Annotated in this window: 18 protein-coding genes and 1 riboswitch; of the genes, 12 read left to right on the top strand and 6 right to left on the bottom strand. The window is 33.5% G+C overall.

Annotation, left to right across the window (positions count from 1 at the left end; translation table 11 throughout):
• The first annotated feature begins 101 nt into the window (after positions 1-101).
• The 4 genes from CDZ92_RS09260 (at position 102) to CDZ92_RS09245 (ending at position 4,533) form a co-directional block, all read left to right on the top strand.
• Complete coding sequence (locus tag CDZ92_RS09260) at positions 102-1,181, top strand: SDR family oxidoreductase (RefSeq protein ID WP_096154963.1); 1,080 nt, start codon at positions 102-104, stop codon at positions 1,179-1,181.
• 175 nt (positions 1,182-1,356) lie between these two features.
• Complete coding sequence (locus CDZ92_RS09255) at positions 1,357-2,514, top strand: DUF5667 domain-containing protein (RefSeq protein WP_096154962.1); 1,158 nt, start codon at positions 1,357-1,359, stop codon at positions 2,512-2,514.
• A 197-nt stretch (positions 2,515-2,711) separates the two neighbouring features.
• A complete protein-coding gene (gene sigI / locus CDZ92_RS09250; protein ID WP_096154961.1) occupies positions 2,712-3,488 on the top strand; it encodes an RNA polymerase sigma factor SigI in 777 nt (258 codons plus the stop codon).
• On the top strand, positions 3,454-4,533 hold the full coding sequence (locus CDZ92_RS09245; protein WP_096154960.1) for an anti-sigma factor domain-containing protein: 1,080 nt from the start codon (positions 3,454-3,456) through the stop codon (positions 4,531-4,533). The genes sigI and CDZ92_RS09245 overlap by 35 nt, the downstream gene beginning before the upstream one ends.
• 69 nt (positions 4,534-4,602) lie before the next feature.
• Here CDZ92_RS09245 and CDZ92_RS09240 read toward each other — a convergent pair whose 3' ends face one another.
• Positions 4,603-4,794: an alpha/beta-type small acid-soluble spore protein gene (locus CDZ92_RS09240; protein ID WP_096154959.1), complete on the bottom strand. Its 192-nt coding sequence runs from the start codon at positions 4,792-4,794 to the stop codon at positions 4,603-4,605.
• Between the two features lie 225 nt (positions 4,795-5,019).
• On the opposite strand from CDZ92_RS09240, the gene CDZ92_RS09235 reads away from it, so the two are divergent.
• A complete protein-coding gene (locus CDZ92_RS09235) occupies positions 5,020-6,375 on the top strand; it encodes a TrkH family potassium uptake protein (protein WP_406564929.1) in 1,356 nt (451 codons plus the stop codon).
• Between the two features lie 102 nt (positions 6,376-6,477).
• Here CDZ92_RS09235 and CDZ92_RS09230 read toward each other — a convergent pair whose 3' ends face one another.
• A complete protein-coding gene (locus CDZ92_RS09230; protein ID WP_096154957.1) occupies positions 6,478-6,822 on the bottom strand; it encodes a DUF3905 domain-containing protein in 345 nt (114 codons plus the stop codon).
• 161 nt (positions 6,823-6,983) lie between these two features.
• Between CDZ92_RS09230 and CDZ92_RS19955 the strand changes: the two genes are divergently transcribed.
• Together CDZ92_RS19955 and CDZ92_RS19950 are read left to right on the top strand one after the other, a co-directional pair.
• A complete protein-coding gene (locus tag CDZ92_RS19955; RefSeq protein ID WP_096154956.1) occupies positions 6,984-7,139 on the top strand; it encodes a hypothetical protein in 156 nt (51 codons plus the stop codon).
• Between the two features lie 9 nt (positions 7,140-7,148).
• Positions 7,149-7,316, top strand: a complete 168-nt coding sequence (locus CDZ92_RS19950; RefSeq protein ID WP_176483745.1) for a hypothetical protein — start codon at positions 7,149-7,151, stop codon at positions 7,314-7,316.
• A 24-nt stretch (positions 7,317-7,340) separates the two neighbouring features.
• Here CDZ92_RS19950 and CDZ92_RS09220 read toward each other — a convergent pair whose 3' ends face one another.
• The gene (locus CDZ92_RS09220) at positions 7,341-9,086 is read right to left on the bottom strand and encodes a B12-binding domain-containing radical SAM protein (RefSeq protein ID WP_096154955.1); all 1,746 of its coding nucleotides are present in this window, start codon (positions 9,084-9,086) and stop codon (positions 7,341-7,343) included.
• Between the two features lie 216 nt (positions 9,087-9,302).
• Here CDZ92_RS09220 and CDZ92_RS09215 point away from each other — a divergent pair, with 216 nt between their 5' ends.
• The 3 genes from CDZ92_RS09215 (at position 9,303) to CDZ92_RS09205 (ending at position 13,075) form a co-directional block, all read left to right on the top strand.
• Positions 9,303-11,207, top strand: a complete 1,905-nt coding sequence (locus tag CDZ92_RS09215) for a PAS domain-containing sensor histidine kinase (RefSeq protein ID WP_096154954.1) — start codon at positions 9,303-9,305, stop codon at positions 11,205-11,207.
• A 4-nt stretch (positions 11,208-11,211) separates the two neighbouring features.
• Positions 11,212-11,697, top strand: coding sequence for a methylated-DNA--[protein]-cysteine S-methyltransferase (locus CDZ92_RS09210; RefSeq protein WP_096154953.1), 486 nt, complete (start codon positions 11,212-11,214; stop codon positions 11,695-11,697).
• A gap of 790 nt (positions 11,698-12,487) precedes the next feature.
• On the top strand, positions 12,488-13,075 hold the full coding sequence (locus CDZ92_RS09205) for a DUF2087 domain-containing protein (RefSeq protein WP_096154952.1): 588 nt from the start codon (positions 12,488-12,490) through the stop codon (positions 13,073-13,075).
• A 51-nt stretch (positions 13,076-13,126) separates the two neighbouring features.
• Here CDZ92_RS09205 and mtnA read toward each other — a convergent pair whose 3' ends face one another.
• Together mtnA and mtnK are read right to left on the bottom strand one after the other, a co-directional pair.
• On the bottom strand, positions 13,127-14,173 hold the full coding sequence (mtnA, locus tag CDZ92_RS09200) for an S-methyl-5-thioribose-1-phosphate isomerase (RefSeq protein WP_096154951.1): 1,047 nt from the start codon (positions 14,171-14,173) through the stop codon (positions 13,127-13,129).
• Position 14,174: 1 nt separating this feature from the next.
• On the bottom strand, positions 14,175-15,383 hold the full coding sequence (mtnK, locus tag CDZ92_RS09195; protein WP_096154950.1) for an S-methyl-5-thioribose kinase: 1,209 nt from the start codon (positions 15,381-15,383) through the stop codon (positions 14,175-14,177).
• 132 nt (positions 15,384-15,515) lie between these two features.
• Positions 15,516-15,675, bottom strand: a riboswitch (SAM riboswitch).
• 337 nt (positions 15,676-16,012) lie between these two features.
• Between mtnK and cspD the strand changes: the two genes are divergently transcribed.
• Positions 16,013-16,210 (top strand): cold-shock protein CspD, encoded by a 198-nt coding sequence (cspD, locus tag CDZ92_RS09190; RefSeq protein ID WP_096154949.1) that lies wholly within the window; start codon positions 16,013-16,015, stop codon positions 16,208-16,210.
• 58 nt (positions 16,211-16,268) lie between these two features.
• Here cspD and CDZ92_RS09185 read toward each other — a convergent pair whose 3' ends face one another.
• Positions 16,269-17,051, bottom strand: a complete 783-nt coding sequence (locus CDZ92_RS09185; protein ID WP_096154948.1) for a carbon-nitrogen family hydrolase — start codon at positions 17,049-17,051, stop codon at positions 16,269-16,271.
• Between the two features lie 99 nt (positions 17,052-17,150).
• Between CDZ92_RS09185 and CDZ92_RS09180 the strand changes: the two genes are divergently transcribed.
• Positions 17,151-18,323, top strand: coding sequence for a pyridoxal phosphate-dependent aminotransferase (locus CDZ92_RS09180; RefSeq protein ID WP_096154947.1), 1,173 nt, complete (start codon positions 17,151-17,153; stop codon positions 18,321-18,323).
• Positions 18,324-18,330 lie beyond the last annotated feature (7 nt).

Genomic DNA, 18,330 nt, shown 5'->3' with positions numbered 1-18,330 from the left:
ATTTTTAGAAGGATATTGTTTCTGTTACGCCTAATTACTTATTAATAGTTTGTACAAAAATTTATAAGAAAAATTAGTATAATGATGGAAGGAGAAAAGAGATGAAAACATATTTATTTACTGGATTTCCTGGTTTTTTATGTAATGAATTAGTAAAAGAATTATTATCCACCAGAACTGACATTGGAGAAATGATTTTCTTAGTTTTACCTTCCATGAAAGATAAAGCCTTACATGATCTTGAAAAATATAAAAAATTCTATCCTAATATTAACTACAGCGTAGTGGTAGGGGATATCACAAACTCATATCAGCAATGGGGAGATTTGAAAAACAAAAAAGACATTCAATTCGTTTTTCATTTAGCTGCCATTTACGATTTAGCAGTAAAAGAAAAAATAGCCTATTCTGTAAATGTTAATGGTACTAAAAACATCTTAGAATGGTTAAAAACATTACCCTCACTAGAAAGGTTTGTATACTTTAGTACTGCGTATGTTGCAGGTGAACGCGAAGGAATAATTTACGAACATGAGTTAAATAAAGAACAAACATTTAAAAATCATTATGAAAAAACAAAATATTTAGCTGAAGTAGCTGTTAAAGATTCTATGAGTGAAATTCCACAAACAATTATTCGTCCGGGAATAGTAATTGGTCACAGTGAAACTGGAGAGACAGCTAAATTTGATGGCCCATATATGATTCTAAATTGCTTCCATTCTTTAAGATATTTACCTTTCATTCCATATTTAGGGAAAGGTGATGCAGAACTAAATGTTGTACCTGTTGATTACGTTATAAAGGCAACAGCACACTTAGCACATGCAGAAAGTGGACTAAATAAAACGTTTCATCTAACTCATCCACAACCAATTTTAATTAAAGAGGCTTACGAGCTTCTGTTATACCAAACACTAAAGAAACGGCCAAAAGGGACGTTGCCATTAAGTATGGCGAAAGCTTGTCTATCTATTCCATTATTAAGAAAGTGGCTAAGAGTTGAAAAAGAATCATTAGACTATTTTACATGTAAAACCAGTTTCGATTGTTCAGAAACTCAAAAAGCTTTAAGTGATACAAACATTAAATGCAGGACATTTAAAACTACCGTTACAACTATGGTAGATTATTATATAGAAAATGAACATGACAAATCAAAACATATTGTCATAAATTAAGTATAGGTGGTATGAGCTGACTAGCTCATACTTCTTTTATTTTCCATAAGATAGTTGTTTCTTCCTTGTTTTTTTAGGTAAATTGTTACAATTATAAATTTATTTGTTTCCACCCCGTAAAATATTGAAACATTCTCGTAACATTATGGTGAACTAAAAAAAGGGGGAAACAAAGTTGAAAAAAACAGTAGTAAGTTGTTCATTAGTAGCATTATTAGTCACTGCTTCTCCATTGGCAGCAACCGTTACATACGGACAAGGTGTAGAGGGAGAGAAAAAAGAGGTAACAACTATTCAAGTTGAACAAAATCAAAAAGAATTAGAGCGTATAACATTAGATACAGTAGTATCAGCAGATGAAAACGCAGAAGAAGTAGAACAGCCATCATTACTTCCAGGAAATTTCTTTTACTTTGTAAAAACATTCTTTGAAAAACTACAATTAACTTTAGCGAATGGCGATATGGAAAAAGCAGAAAAGTTACTTGAAATTGCTCAAGAAAGATTATTAGAAGCTGAAGTTCTATTCACAGCAGGGAAAGATCAAAAAGCAGAAGAAACATTACAACGCGCATTAGAGGCTATTGAAAAGTTCCAAGACGTAATCGAAGAAGATACTGATGTAGAAGAAAACGAAGAAACGAACGAAGAGTCCGACGTTGTAGAAGAAGAGTTCGTTGAAGAGACTGATACTGCGGAAGAAGAAGTATTAGAAGAGGAAAATGAACTTGTAGAAGAGGACGAAAAGTTCGAACTAGAAGTAAAACTTACGCAAAATATGTATTCTTTAAGTAAGGCTCTAAATAAAGTTTCTAATCCTGTTGCAAAAGCTGCGTTAACTAGAAATATTGAAAGAGCGTATGATAGATTAGTTAATAAATATCCTGAACACGAGGAACAACTAGCTCAATTATTAGCAGAATTATTAAATAATGAGGAAGTTGTGGAGGAAACAGTTGAACCAATCGAAGAAACCGAAGTAGTTGAAGAGGGTACACAAGAAGTTGTAGAAGAAAATGCAACGGATGAAGTGAATGAAGAAGAAGACGTTTCAACAGAAGATGAAGTAGAAGAGGTAAAAGAAGAAGAAAAAGAAGAGAAAAATAAAGTAACAAAAGAAAAGAAAAATAAAGTAACAAAAGAAAAGAAAAACTATGAGCAAGAAAAGAAAAAAGAAGTAAAACAAAATCTACAAGCTAAAAAAGATAGCGTAAAAGCGAAACAACAAGAAAAGAAAGCACAAGTAAAAGAAAAAGTGCAAAAAAAACGTCAAAATGCCACAAAACAAAGTAATGGAAATGCAAAAGCGGAAGGTAAAGGTAAAAATAACTAATCCTATCTAAATCAACGTTTAGCATGTTTTTACATTGACATTTACACCGGAAAAAGTCACCTTTATAGGGAAGGTGACTTTTTCTAAGCAAAAAAAATGCTTATATAGGTAAAAAGTCTCCTGAAAATTATACGGAGTACCCCCATAATATACAAAGTGGTACGAAATATATAGATAGGGAGAGAGGTGAAGCCACAATGCTGAGCCTATTGTTTAAATTCGGCAGAAAAAAGAAATTATCTTTAGAAGATGAAGTATTAGAAATCCATAATGGGAATACAGAGCTTCACAATGAACTTATAAATAAATATAAACCATTTATCGCAAAATCGGTTTCAACCGTGTGTAAAAGGTATATTAGTGAATCTGATGACGAATTTAGTATCGGTTTAATAGCCTTTAACGAAGCAATAGAAAAATACTCTACTGACAAAGGGAGTTCATTGCTGTCGTTTGCTGACTTAATTATTAAACGAAGAGTAATTGATTTTATTAGAAAAGAAAGTAAAAACTTAACCGTTTCTTTATCGGATCAGGATACGAACAATGAAGAAGCAATACCTAATCTTATCGAAGCTTCTTTATCTGTAGTGGAATACGAAAAGCAATTAGATCAACAACAACGTAGAGAAGAAATTTTCTATTATCAAACAGTACTCAAAGATTTTGGACTATCATTTAATGACCTATTAGAATGTTCACCAAAGCATGTGGACGCCAGAGAAAGTGCGATTAATGTTGCCAATATCTTAGTAGAAAAAGAAGAGTTAAAAAAACATCTGTTTGATAAAAAAACATTGCCAATGAAACATTTAGAGGGTCTAGTGGATGTAAGTCGCAAAACGTTAGAGAGAAATAGAAAATACATTATAGCGATATCCATCATTTTAGCGGGGGATTATATATATTTAAAAGAATATTTAAAAGGGGCGATTACGAATGAGAAAAGGGATTGTGTTAGAAATTCATCGTGACTACATCACAATGATGACCCCTGATGGAGAATTTTTGAAGTCAAACAAACAACAAGATATGAAATACGACATCGGTGAAGAAGTGGCTTTTTTTCCCATTCAGGACGTTGCTACTAATAAAAAGTTTGGGTTTTCACTTTCTAAATTAAACATAGCTACAGCTGTTAGTGTACTAACTGCAATTATATTAGTATTATCCATTTATCCAAGAATGTTTACTAATCAAGTACATGCCTATGTTTCATTTGACGTGAATCCTAGCGTTGAGATTGCAGTAAATAAAGACTTAAAAGTTATTTCGTTAGAAGGATTAAATGCTGATGGTGAAAAAATAGTCACGGAGCTGAAAAACTGGAAACACGAAGACTTACAAGCGGTCTCCAGTAAACTTCTAATAATAGTAAAAGAACAAGGTTACATGTTAGAGGGAAAAACAGTCTTGATTGCTTCCGTATTAACGGACCTCGATAATCTAGCATTCAAATCTAAAATGGAAATTGAAATGATAGAGATTACAAAAGAAATTCAACAAGAAGAAGTAACAGTAACTGTTCTTGAAACAAACATGAAAAAAAGAGAAAATGCACGTCAAAAGGGAATCTCAGCAGGAGCTTTAGTTCAACAAGAACAAAAAGCGATTGCTGTAGAAGACGATATTGTAGAAGATGAAAACGAAGACGAAGTAAAAGGGACTTCTTCGGAAGATGTAGATAGCAAAGAAGAAAAAGTAGAGAATAAAAACGATAGTAGAAAAGAAGAAAAACGTGAGTCAAAAGAAGAAAAAAGAGAAGCGCAACAAGAAAGAAAACAAGAAAAGTTGAATAATCATGGTCAACAGCAAAAACAATTACGCCAACAGCAAAACAATGAACGCAAAATAGAAAGACATTCCCAAAAAAATAATGTGAAAAATAACAAACATTTAAACAAGGGCAACAACGGAAATAAACAAAACCAAGGTAACAAGAACAACGGAAATAAAGGCAATAGAGGTAATGGTAACAACGGAAATAAAGGCAATAACGGCAATAAAAAGAACAATTAATGTATACATTTTGTAAAAAAACAACCCAGAGTGTCGTAACTCTGGGTTTTTGCCATGTATATAAAAGTTTTAGTGACCCTTTAATTGAGATTGAGCTTGTTTCACAAGACGTTTTGTAATTTCGCCACCAACAGATCCGTTAGCACGTGCTACTGTATCAGAACCAAGCGTAACACCGAATTCTTGTGCGATTTCATATTTGATTTGATCTAAAGCTTGCTCAATACCAGGTACAAGAAGTTTGTTACTATTTCTTGCCATTTGTATCACTCCTTTGTATAATTTTACTTTTCAGGATATGAATCTGAAAAGTGTATATTTAGTATTAGAGTAACTTTCTCTTTCATGTGTGGAACTTTTTGTGAAAATAAGAAACTTTTTTGTATTGGGAAGCGTATTAATAGTGAAACCACTTTTAAAATGTACAGGCTTCAACTAGAATAGATATTAACTGAAGTAACAAAAGAAAGGATACATATGAAAAAGATTAACTTAAATTTTCGGCAAAAAATACACAGATTATCGCCGGCTCAACTTATTGTTAGTTTTTATTTAATCGCAGTATTAATAGCCGTTATTTTGCTTAGCTTACCTATTGCTAGAAATCCTGGAGTCGATTGGACATTTATTAATGCCCTATTTACAGCAGTGAGTGCCGTTAGTGTTACGGGACTAACAGTTGTTAATACAGCAGAAACATTCACAATTCCTGGCGTATTTATACTAGCATTTCTCCTTCAATTTGGTGGAGTAGGTGTAATGGCTCTAGGTACTTTTATATGGTTAATTCTTGGTAGGAAAATTGGTCTAAGAGAAAGAAAGCTTATGATGGTTGATCAAAACCAATCAAATCTTTCTGGGATTGTAAAGCTTATAAAGCAAATTCTAGTTCTTATATTAACAATTGAGTTTATTGGAGCAGTAATCCTTGGTACTTATTATTTAAATTACTTCGGTACGTGGCAAGAGGCATATTTACATGGTTTTTTCGCATCAGTTAGTGCTACTACAAACGGTGGATTCGATATTACTGGTGAATCACTCGTACCTTTCGCTGGCGATTACTTCGTACAGTTCATTACGATGTTACTCATTACAACTGGAGCAATCGGCTTTCCAGTGTTAATCGAAATTAAAGAATTTGTGATGAATAAAAAAGGGCGTTTTCGTTTTTCTTTGTTCACCAAAATTACGACCGTTATTTTTGGTATACTTGTGCTTTTTGGGACCGTAATGACTTTATTATTAGAATTTAATAACTTTTTCAAAGGAATGGCCTGGCACGAAGCTTTCTTTTATGCATTGTTTCAATCTGTCACAACGAGAAGTGGTGGTTTATCAACAATGGATGTAAGTGAGTTTACGATGCCTACTTTATTAGTAATGTGTGCCTTAATGTTTATCGGTGCATCACCAAGCTCAGTTGGTGGTGGAATACGTACAACGACATTCGCACTTAACTGCTTATTCTTATACCACTTTGCAAGAGGGAATAAAAATATTAAGGTGTTCAGACGAGAAATTCACGAGGAAGATATAATTAAATCGTTAGTTGTCCTATTTCTTGCCATCATTTTATGGTTCAGTTCTGTTACCTTTTTGACGTTTACTGAAAACGGTAAATTCGAACTCATTGAAATAATGTTCGAAGTAAGTTCTGCTTTCGGTACAACAGGCTTATCGATGGGCATTACGCCTGAATTATCTACTTTAGGAAAATCATTAATTATTTGTTTAATGTTTATAGGACGAGTAGGTCTTTTAACTTTCTTATTTATGATGGAAAGTAAAAGAAAACCTCCGAAATACCATTATCCTGTTGAACGAATTATTATAGGTTAATTATTTAGTGAAAACAAAAAAGAACTATCAAAAAGTCGTTAGACTTCTTGATAGTTCTTTTTGTTATCCTTAATGACTTCTTGATAGTTCTTTTTGTTATCCTTAATCCCTTCCATAACCCACGTCCTTATCAGGATGCATAAAGGGCACTCCCTCAGGCTTTTTCTGCTTCTCAATAAGTTCTCTATTCTCTGAAGAGTTCCATCCTATATCATTTGTAGGGTGAATCCATTCATCACCAGCCATTATTGCAGGATCAATATCATCAGACCAATTGTTTAACGGGGAATCAGGTGAATTGTATTTGCTGTCTCCAATTACAATACCGTGTTCATTTACAAATGGTTGTTGCATTTTCATATCCGTACCTTTAAAAGAAGGAGCACTAATTTGATGTGGCATCGTTTCATCAATAAAAGGGGTTTCTATATCTTTATCTTTTGTCATTTCCTTACCTCCTAAGCTGTTTCATATTTGCTTACTAATATCGTTTGTAACTAGACGATAACTATGTATTGTAAATTGAACTTCTATAGTTTTAAGGATAAAAAAACCTCAATTGCAAAAACTATTGTTGCAATAAAATTTACATCATGAGGTGACCCAAGATGGCGAAGCGAAAAGTTGCGTTTGATGCTGCTAATAACAACAATAAAACACCAAAAGAAAGCTTACCTGACACAGAATTCTCAGTGGAATACGAGGGAGAAGACAAAATAAAAGGTGCGAACAGAAATTCCAAAAAAGGTAGACAAGGGAAGTAGGGAACCAATATGCACAAAAAAGCGAAAGAAAGAAAACAAAAGCAAGCCCATAAACCTCAACACGGAGTACCTGAAAATATATTAAAAGAAGAGTTTGGTCCAGAGCTTGGAGATATGAATGCTGCAAAAGCTTTTGAAGGTGCTATCGCTTCAAAAAAGAATAAAAAAAAATGCTAACGCAATCGCGTTAGCATTTTTCGCTTAAATAGAGAAATTAAATAGCTCAGAACGGTTTTCAACTTGATTAAAGTATACTAATAAATATGAATCATTCTGTTTCAATTCATTTGTAGCTACATATTGTTGTAAGTCAAATGAAAAACTTTCAATCATCGTATGTTTATATAGTTCCTTCTCATTTAATTGTAAGCTTGCGAAATTTTCACCTAATAAGGACGGATTTGCAATTATCTTTTTGTAAATAGTACTTCTACTTTCTTTTGTTAGACGATCTTCCCACCAAGGTTTACGTGGCTTGAACTTTTGATTAGATAAATAATCATATTTCATAAAACTCTCTAATATTTTTAACTCATCTTCTTCTTTGATATTTTCTAAGAATTGGTACAAACGACGGAATAAATCTTCTAGTTGGTGACCAATTCTTGCCCATCCTTGTTCATCCCAGAATGAACCGAACTGTTGGAAAAAGTCAAACGGAGAGTCAAATACATTTGAAACTAAATATTCTACCGTTTCATCCATACGGTGATCGTTCCAATATTTCTCCAAAACATCTTCTACTTGTTTAATCCTTATAATGTCATTAAAAGGCAATACGTTATTTCCTAAGATTTCATATGGTGAATGATCCATATATACATAGTTATGTTCTTGGGCACGTAATCGTAATCCAGTCCCACGAAGCATCTTTAAGAACCCTAATTGCAGCTCTTCAGGTCTTAGGGCAAACACATCATTAAAAGTTTGTCTAAAGCTGTTGTAATCTTCTTCAGGCAATCCAGCGATTAAGTCTAAATGTTGATCAATTTTTTGCCCTTCTTTTACCATGGAAACCGTTCTTGTTAACTTAGCAAAGTTTTGTTTGCGCATAACAAGTTCGTTTGTCGCGTCATTTGTAGATTGAACGCCTATTTCGAATCGGAATAAACCACGAGGAGCATGGTCATTTAAAAATTGGATAACTTCAGGACGCATGATGTCTGCAGTAATTTCAAATTGAAAAACAGTACCAGGTTTATGTTCATCAATTAAGAACTGAAACATTTCCATGGCATAACTTCTACTGATATTAAATGTTCGGTCGACGAACTTAATTGTTTTTGCTCCATGATCCATTAAATATCGAATATCATCTTTAACCTTTTCGCGGTCAAAGTAACGGACTCCAACCTCTATGGATGAAAGACAAAATTGACAACTAAATGGACAACCTCGACTAGTTTCTATATACGTTACCCTTTTAGAAAAATGCGGAATATCTTCTTCAAAACGGAATGGCGACGGTAATTCTTTTAAGTCTACTTTATTCCGTTGCGGAACGATGAAGTTTTCTTCTCCTTTACGGAAAGCTAGACCAGGTATAGAAGAAAAATCTTTTGCACCATGTAATTGATGTAATAACTGCTTAAATGTAATTTCGCCTTCTCCAATTACAATAAAATCCACATTTGTCAGTCTTTCTATCCAGTAAGAAACATCATAAGTAACTTCAGGGCCACCTAAAACAATTATTAGTTCAGGATTGATTTTCTTTAACATGTTTATTACTTTAATCGTTTCTTCAATATTCCATATATAACAACTAAATCCGATAATGTCTGGATTACGTTGTATAAGGTCGGAAACGATATTCATTGCAGGGTCTTTAATAGTGTATTCTACAATTTCTACATCATATTCTGGTTTGGCATATGCCTTTAAATATCTTATAGCAATATTAGTATGGATGTATTTTGCATTTAATGTTGAAACGATTGTTTTCATTATTTAACTACTCCTACTTTTGAAGATTAACCTATATATTTTAACATATTTAATGATATATAAGAAAAAAACATATTCCCATTTCAACAGGTGTACCTAAAAAAATACAATAAACTAGTAAAAATATATCAAATTTTAGTTTATTAAAGGAATTTTTGTAATATTGAAGAATTTAATGTAGTAGGAGACCTAAAGTGAAGTGGGTGAAAAGGTAAAATGGTTCAGCAACTTTTTAAAGAGGATATGATACAATTACAAAATAGATTAGAAGTACTTGAAAAAGAGTTGGAAAAATCAAAACAGGAAAACATCATGCTAAAAAATGTGATTGATCATGCAAAATCAAAGCACATGTACCAAGATGTTTTCTATCGTGCCGTAGATTCCATCGCTGTTTTTGATCGAGACGGTAAATTTATTGATATGAATCCAGCATTTTGTTCTAGCTTTTCTTTAAATAAGCAAGATTTTCAAAAATATGAATTGGAGCAATTTGTAGAAGAGCAATACTTATATAAAATTGAAAAGATGTGGAAACTTCTTGATAGTAATGGAAAAGTAAGAGGAGAATTGCCAGTTTTATTGCAAAACGGAAATAGGAAAAGATTTGAGTTTACCATTACTGCGAATGTATATGATGATTATTATTTAGCTATTTTAAGAGACGTGACAGAAAAACGTTCAATGGAAAATCAATTGCAAAAAAGCGAAGAAAGGTTCCGTGCAATGTTTGAACATGCTCTTGATGCAATTGTATTAATAGATAATAAGTGTAATATTGTTCGAGCGAATCCTGCAGCTAGCAGAACGTTTGAACTACCGCTAAATTATCTTATTGAGGGAAACCTTAAAGGTTTTGTGCAACAAACATACGAGCAAAAAGTAAACAATATAATAGCAGAGTTTAAAAATAGAGGAGAAATTAGAGACGAGTTAGAGTTTTTAATGCCAAATGGTCAAAAGAAATTATTAGAGTTTACGGCAAACAAAGGAATTATTGATGGATACAATATGGTCATCTTCCGTAATGTTAGTGAACGTAGAAAAATGGAGAAAGATTTACGCGAAAAAGAGCAGAAATTCAGAAGAATATTTGATAACGCATTAGATGGGATCGTGTTGTGGGATAAAAATGCTAATATTATTGATGCTAACCCGAATGCAAGCAAAATAATCGGATTAACCAAAAAAGAAATTACGGAACTAAAATTAACAGACTATATTCCTATTGAACAACAACAAGAGATGAAAGAACAATGGGTGCAGAGTGGGAAATATGGAGCTTTAAGTGGAGAATTTATTTGTGAAAACGCACATGGAACTAGATTACTTGAATTTTCGGCAAAGAAAAATGTAATAGATGGACTAAACATGACATTTTTCCGTGATATTACGGATAAAAAAGAAATGGAAGAGCAGCTAAAGAAATCCGATACATTAACTGTAGTTGGAGAGTTAGCTGCTGGAATTGCCCATGAAATACGAAATCCAATGACAGCTTTAAAAGGGTTTATTCAATTGCTTCAAAGTAGCACTAAAGACGAAACGAATGCCATGTACTTTGATGTAATTACATCTGAGTTAAAGCGAATTGAATCTATCATTACGGAATTTTTAGTGTTGGCAAAACCACAAGCGACATCTTATCAAAGAAAAAATGTGGCAGTAATCATGAAAGAAACGTTAGATTTAATGAGTGCTCAAGCTACTTTAGAAGATGTCCAGTTTGCAACATACTATGAGGAAAACCTGCAAGAACTATATTGTGAGCCGAAACAATTAAAGCAAGTGTTTATTAATATATTAAAAAATGCTTTTGAAGTAATGCCAAAAGGCGGAACAATAACTGTAAATGTAGAAAGTAAAGATAACGAACATGTAGTTGTTTCGATTGAAGATCAAGGTATCGGAATACCTGAAGACAAAATTAAGAAATTAGGCGAGCCTTTTTATACGACAAAAGACCGAGGTACTGGACTTGGATTAATGGTTAGTTATAAAATTGTTGAAGAACATGAAGGTGCGATCGAGGTAACGAGCGAAGTTGGAAAAGGAACCATCTTCTACATTACGTTACCGATAAATCAGAAACTCATGAAAAATAAACAGCTGGAAGGTTAACATAATGTATTATCATCAAATGAAAGCCCCAATTTTTGAAAGATTATTTATTGTAATTGATGAAAATTCTTTGATGAGTATTCATTTTGATAAAGAAGAAATGTTAAATGAGTACGATAACGTAGTGGAAAATCCAGAACATAACTTAATAAAACAAGTGGAACGACAACTATTAGAATACTTCTCTGGAGTAAGAAAAGAATTTACTGTACCATTAACATTTAATGGTACAGAGTTTCAAGTTAATGTTTGGAAGGCATTAACACAAATTAACTACGGCGAAACAAAATCTTATAAAGATATTGCCGATGCTATTCAAAATCCTAAGGCAGTTAGAGCAGTAGGACAAGCAAACCGCCGAAATAAAATCCCGATTATCATTCCTTGCCATCGAGTGATCGGACAAAACAAAGCATTAATAGGTTACGCTGGTAGTCAGACGCATTTTAAAGAAAAGCTATTAAAGTTAGAAGGAATAGAGTTAGTGTAGGTGTGCGATATTGCATGCCTTTTTTTTATGCTTAAATTATGATACGCATGCGAGTATCGATTTTGATCTTTGATGCGTAGCATAAAGATTGCACGTAATTTTATTGAAGCACAGTATTGAAAAACAATTAGGGTAGATTGAAAAACAAGTAGGGAAAATCGTAACTGAAAAGATTGAAAAAAATTATAATGCTTTAGGATTGAAACACAAATAGAGAAATTGTAACACAACCTGATAAGATTGAAATACAAATAGGGCAAAATGAAACAGAAAAGATTGAAAGAATTATAATGCTCTAGGATTGAAACACAAATAGAGAAATTGTAACACAACCTGATAAGATAGAAATACAAATAGGGCAAAATGAAACAGAAAAGATTGAAAGAATTATAATGCTCTAGGATTGAAACACAAATAGAGAAATTGAATCACAAATTGGCATAAACAAAGTAGATGTACCAAAAAAATTAATAATGTATTGGCTTCTATCTTTTTTTATTGGACAAGTTTAATCTCTGAATATCCATCATATAATTTACTTAGAGAAAAAAAGTTGCCTTAAGGAAACAAAGCCTCAATATCAACATGATTACTATAAGAACGGAGGGGAATACGATGAGACGTGGAAAATTGGTCACCTTTTATGCTTCTATCTTTGCGAAAATTAATATCATAAACGAGCAAGAAAAAGCTGAAATTTTGAGGAAAATGAAAAGAAACTATTGAATTGTTCAAGTGATTAGATTATCATCTAATTAAATAGTTATCTAATTAGTTGGAGGTGTAAAAAGTGCAATTAGACAGAATGGTGAACTTTTATAAAACGATTGGGGACAAAACAAGAATCAAGCTATTAATCATGTTAGCAGCAAACAGAACTATGTCTGGTCAACAACTTGCAGAAAAATTAGGTGTGACACCACCGACTGTGTCGCATCATATAAGCAAGTTAAAGGAGTCTAGCTTAATTAGAGAGCGTCGAGATAAAAATACAATCTATTATTTCATTAATGAGAAAAGCTTGCTTCAATATAATGATGCATTGTTAAATGTGTTGAAAAGAAGTAAAGGGGAGGAAGAAGAAATGGCTAAAAAGAATGATAACGAACAAATCTTACAAAACTTCATATTACCAAATGGTAAGCTAAAGACAATACCTGCACAAAGGAAGAAAAAACTAATAATCTTTGAACATATTTTAGAAGAATTACAACTGGGGATTAAGTACACAGAAATTCAAATAAATGAACATATTAAGAAGTTTCATGATGACTATGCAACCATTCGTCGTGAGTTCATTATTAATCATTACATGAACCGTGAAAGTGGTATTTACGAATTAAATCCTAAAGAGATGTGGGCAAAAATTGAATCGTAAAATAGAGCTTCCAATATAGTCCAACTTGGAAGCTCCTTTACATATAAATGTTTATTTAATGAACTTTGGTATTTCCTCCATATAATCTCCAGAGATGATTCCGTTCTCCGTTATGATAGCAGTAATCAGTCCATTTGGCGTTACGTCAAATGCTGGGTTAAAGACGGGGATTCCTTCTGGAGCGATTTGAACATTTCCGACAAAGGTTACTTCGCGACTATCTCTCTCTTCGATAGGAATAAGTTCGCCTGATTTTTTAGACAAATCAAAAGTAGAGCTTGGAGCAGCCACGTAAAATGGAATGTCAAAAGCTTTGGCCAACAAGGCAAGGCCATATGTACCTATTTTGTTCGCAGTATCTCCATTAGCTGTAATACGATCTGCTCCGACAATAACAGCGTTTATCTTTTTCGTCTTAATTGTATGGGCAGCCATACTATCCGTAATTAATGTAACGTCAACACCGGCTTGTTGCAATTCCCAAGTAGTTAAACGAGCTCCTTGAAGCACTGGTCTTGTTTCACAAGCAAAAACACTTAATGGGAGATCTCTTTCCTTTGCAAGATAAAATGGAGCTAACGCTGTACCATAACGAGCTGTAGCGATAGTACCGGCATTACAAATGGTTAGTATTCGATCTCCTTTTTGGAAAAGCGACAAGCCATATTCACCTATTTGACGACAAACGGCTTCATCTTCTAGTTGAATGTTAATGGCTTCGTGTATTAGTTTCGTTTTTGCTTCATTTACAGAGACAGTATGTTTGATAGATTGTGATAAACGGTTAAGAGCCCAAGTTAGATTAACTGCAGTCGGACGGGAACTTGCTAAAAATTCACTGTTTTTTTCGACCTCAAGAAAAAAATCTGAGAGACTTTCTGTTTCTACTGTTTGGGCAGCTAAAGCTAATCCATATGCTGCTGTAATACCTATAGCTGGTGCACCTCGAACTTTCAGTGAAAAGATAGCCTCCCAAACATCTTGAATTGTAACTAGCTCTAAATACTCAGTTTCTAGCGGTAGTTTTTGCTGGTTTAATAAACGGATGTGATCTTCTTTCCACTCAACTGAAAGAGGGATTGCTGTAATACTACTCATACTATATTACTCCTTTGTGATGTGAATCTATATTTAAATAATGTGCAACTAGTTGCTCAATTGAGTTAATATTATTTCTATTTGTTACAAGAGACCTACCAACATAAATTGCAACTTTTTTTGCTGTAATTCGATTGTGTACGTTCTCTATTCCATCTAAATCAGCTACATGAGCTAATCCAATCGTTCTTCGAATTATTTCACAGCCGGCAAATCCGATAGAGTCAGTGAAAATTTGGTTTAAAACATGTTGGAAATAGCCTTCTGTTTTAGTGAAATGTTCGACACTATTCGTTATCCAAAGTTCTTCAAACGTTTTACAAAAAACATTCCAAGTTGTCTCGATATCGCGAAGTAACACTTGCTTATTTTCTAAATTTTGTTTTGATAGTGCATTTAAAAGTAAGTTTGCGAAAAACTGTCCAATATCAAAACCAAAAGGACCGAAAAATGCGAACTCAGGGTCAATTACTTTCGTTTCACTTGCACTAGCAAAGATACTGCCTGTATGTAAGTCACCATGAAGTAAACATTCTGTTCGAGTTAAGAAAATGTATTTTAACTTTGCAACCTCCAGTTGTAATGTTGTGTCACTCCAAAGACTTTCTACATCTTCCCTCAGGTCAATTTCAAAGTTGTTTGTTTCAGAAGGGAAAAATGGATCTGTTAACACTAGGTCTTCAGTAATTTTACAAAGCTCCGGGTTTACAAATTGTTTTTGCAATTCTTTTTTCTCTTGTTGATTCATTCCAAAATCAGAGGAGAAAAATAACGTTTTTGCTAAATATTCACCGATATGTTCGGCTAATAATGGAAAGCGGTCACCATGTATTAGTCCAGACCGAACAATTCTTAAATGGGACAAGTCCTCCATTACGGTAATTGCTAAATCTTCATCCGAATAAAAAACTTTGGGAACAAATTCGGAACAAACTTGAGCACTTTGATGTAGTGCATTTTTTTCAATTGTTGCTCGTTTAAGCGTTAATGGCCAACTTTCCCCAACAACTTTTGCGTATGGAAGTGCTTGTTTTATAATAATCCCTTTACCATGTTGATTTGTCACACGAAAAACTAAATTTAAATTGCCATCTCCAATCTCTCTGCATTGAAGTACTGATCCTTCAGGAAAAACACGCAGTTTAATCGCGAGTGTTACGGCACTACTTTCTGTTAATGGTTCATAGTTTTCTTTTGTTAAAATGGTCATAATATTTCCTCCTACACGTGTCTCTGTGTAAAGAAGAGGTTTACTTATAAAGTGAAATATCTACTTTCCCTTTACAAAAAATAAAACCTCTTTCCATTACGAAAAGAGGTTAGAAGAACAGAATCTTCACACCTCTTATCTTTCAAAATGCCAAATAAACATTTTGCTGGAAGTAGCACCGTGTCTTATGGAACATAAAGTTCCGGCGTGAAAACGCCCTATCTCACAATAGTATTACGATCGGTTGCTGGGTTTCATCGGGCCAATTCCCTCCACCTGCTCTTGATAAGAGACATATTCATATTTTTTAGTTTTTTGAAAATTAAAATTGCAACTGAGAAAATACTATCAAGTAGCTAAGTTAATTGTCAATATATTTTTTTGGAATTGAAATTAAAATATTTTAGTTATAGAAAGCTGATAGAAAAATAGAGAAATAAACTAATATTCTTTCTGTTCTAATCCTTGAATTTTTTAACTATTTCTGTTATTATTAATTTAATTATTTTTGTTCGGTTATAGATATATGGAAAGTCAAAAACACGGTTTTTCGTCTTGAAATGTTAGCATGAACGAGCAAGAATAGTAATACTTTATTCGTGGCAACAAAGCCGCAAGGAGGAACAAACATGTTACAAGGTAAAGTTAAATGGTTTAACGCAGAAAAAGGTTTCGGTTTCATCGAAGTTGAAGGTCAAGACGATGTATTCGTACACTTCTCCGCTATTCAAGGCGAAGGTTTCAAAAGTTTAGAAGAAGGTCAAGAAGTTTCTTTCGAAATCGTTGATGGAGCTCGTGGACCTCAAGCTGCTAACGTAACTAAATAATTAATGATCTAATCATAAAAAAGGACTCCTTTAAAGGAGTCCTTTTGCTTTATATAGATTAATAGTGAGTAGGTTTTCTATCTTCAAAAATTGGAATTTGAGCCCGTACTTCATCTACTTTTCTTAAGTCTATAGAACTGTAAATAATACCTTCTTCTTCCGTTCCTTCTGAAAGTATCTCTCCCCAAGGATCAATAATCATAGAATGGCCAGCAAAAACATTGTTAGGATCAGACCCAACACGATTACATGCGACTACATAACATTGATTTTCAATAGCACGAGCTAATAATAAAGTCCGCCAATGATGCAACCTTGCTAATGGCCATTGAGCTGAGACGAACAGAACTTTTGCACCTTTCAGTGTATGGGACCTAATCCATTCAGGAAATCTAATATCATAGCAGATCATACCTGCACAAAGTTCACTATCTAATTCGAATAACCCATCTGACTCTCCAGGTTGTAAAAATAAATGTTCATCCATCAATTTAAATAAGTGTAATTTACTATATTCTCCTACAAATTCTCCGTTTTCTTCAAAAATAAACATCGTGTTATAAACACCTTTTGTTGATCTTCTCGCTACAGAACCTCCAACAATCTTCACATGATATTGTTTTGCTAACTCTGACAAGAAACGTTTGCTTTCTATACCATCCTCGTCTGAAATATCATCAAGCCTAATCAAGTCGTAGGCAGTATTCCATAGTTCAGGTAAAACAATGATATCAGGTGTGAGTTTCGTAACGGCTTCTTTCACTTTTACTCTTATATTTTGCATATTTTGCTCTGGGCTTCCAAAAACAATATCAGTTTGAATACATGCGATTTTCCACAAAACATTTCATGCTCCTTTCAAAAAACACTTTACTTTTTGTTATTAACCTTATATTATTTGTGACTAGTATTTCAAGAATTTTTTAAGTAGGTGTGCAAAATGAAAAATTTCGAACAGTCAAAACTGTTGCAGGAACTTCCAAAGCAATTTTTTGCATCTTTAGTTCAAAAGGTAGGAAAAGTTGTTGAAGAAGGGCATGATGTTATTAATCTAGGACAAGGTAATCCTGATCAACCGACACCAAGTCATATAGTAAAATCGTTACAAAGCGCTACTGAAAATGTAAACTACCATAAATATTCCCCATTTCGTGGCCAAGCGTTTTTTAAAGAGGCAGTTGCTAAATTTTACAAAAGGGAATATAACGTGGATTTAGATCCTGAAAAAGAAGTAGCTATATTATTCGGCGGAAAAGCTGGACTGGTGGAAATTCCATCTTGTTTATTAAATGATGGGGATACTGTTATAGTCCCAGATCCAGGTTACCCTGACTATTGGTCAGGTGTGGCAATAGCGCGTGCAAAAATGGAATATATGCCGTTACTTGAAAAAAACAACTTTTTACCAGATTACTCTATTGTTAGTAAAGACGTACTACAAAAGGCAAAGCTAATGTTTTTAAACTATCCGAATAACCCGACAGGTGCTATTGCGACTCAAGAATTCTTTGATGAAACTGTCGCTTTAGCGAACGAGCATGATATTTGCGTTGTGCACGATTTCGCTTATGGTGCGATTGGCTTTGATGGGAAAAGACCGATAAGTTTTTTACAAACAAAAGGTGCAAAAGAGGTTGGGATTGAAATTTACACACTCTCTAAAACATTTAATATGGCAGGTTGGAGAGTTGGTTTTGCTGTTGGAAATCAAAGTGTCATTGAATCTATTAACTTATTACAAGACCATTTATACGTTAGTTTATTTAGTGCTATTCAAGAGGCTGCAACAACGGCCCTCTTAGAATCTCAACAATGTGTTGTAGATTTAGTGGATGTATATGAGACTCGTAGAAATGTTTTAGTAAGTGGGCTGACTGAAATCGGTTGGGAAGTTCGTTCACCTGAGGGTTCTTTTTTTGCGTGGTTAAAAGTACCTGACGGATATACTTCGCAACAATTTTCAGACCTTTTACTAGAAAAAGCACATGTCGTAGTGGCACCAGGAGTCGGCTTTGGTACGTATGGTGAAGGATACGTACGGGTTGGATTATTGACTGATGTTGAAAGATTGGAAGAGGCTGTTCAACGAATTAAAGCGTTAAATATTTTTTAAACAAAAC

The sequence above is a fragment of the Bacillus sp. FJAT-45066 genome, assembly GCF_002335755.1.
Classification (GTDB): Bacteria; Bacillota; Bacilli; order Bacillales; family Bacillaceae_I; genus Bacillus_CD; species Bacillus_CD alkalisoli.
The sequence above is the reverse complement of the archived record's forward strand: the minus strand, read 5'-3'. Positions and strand labels throughout refer to the sequence as shown.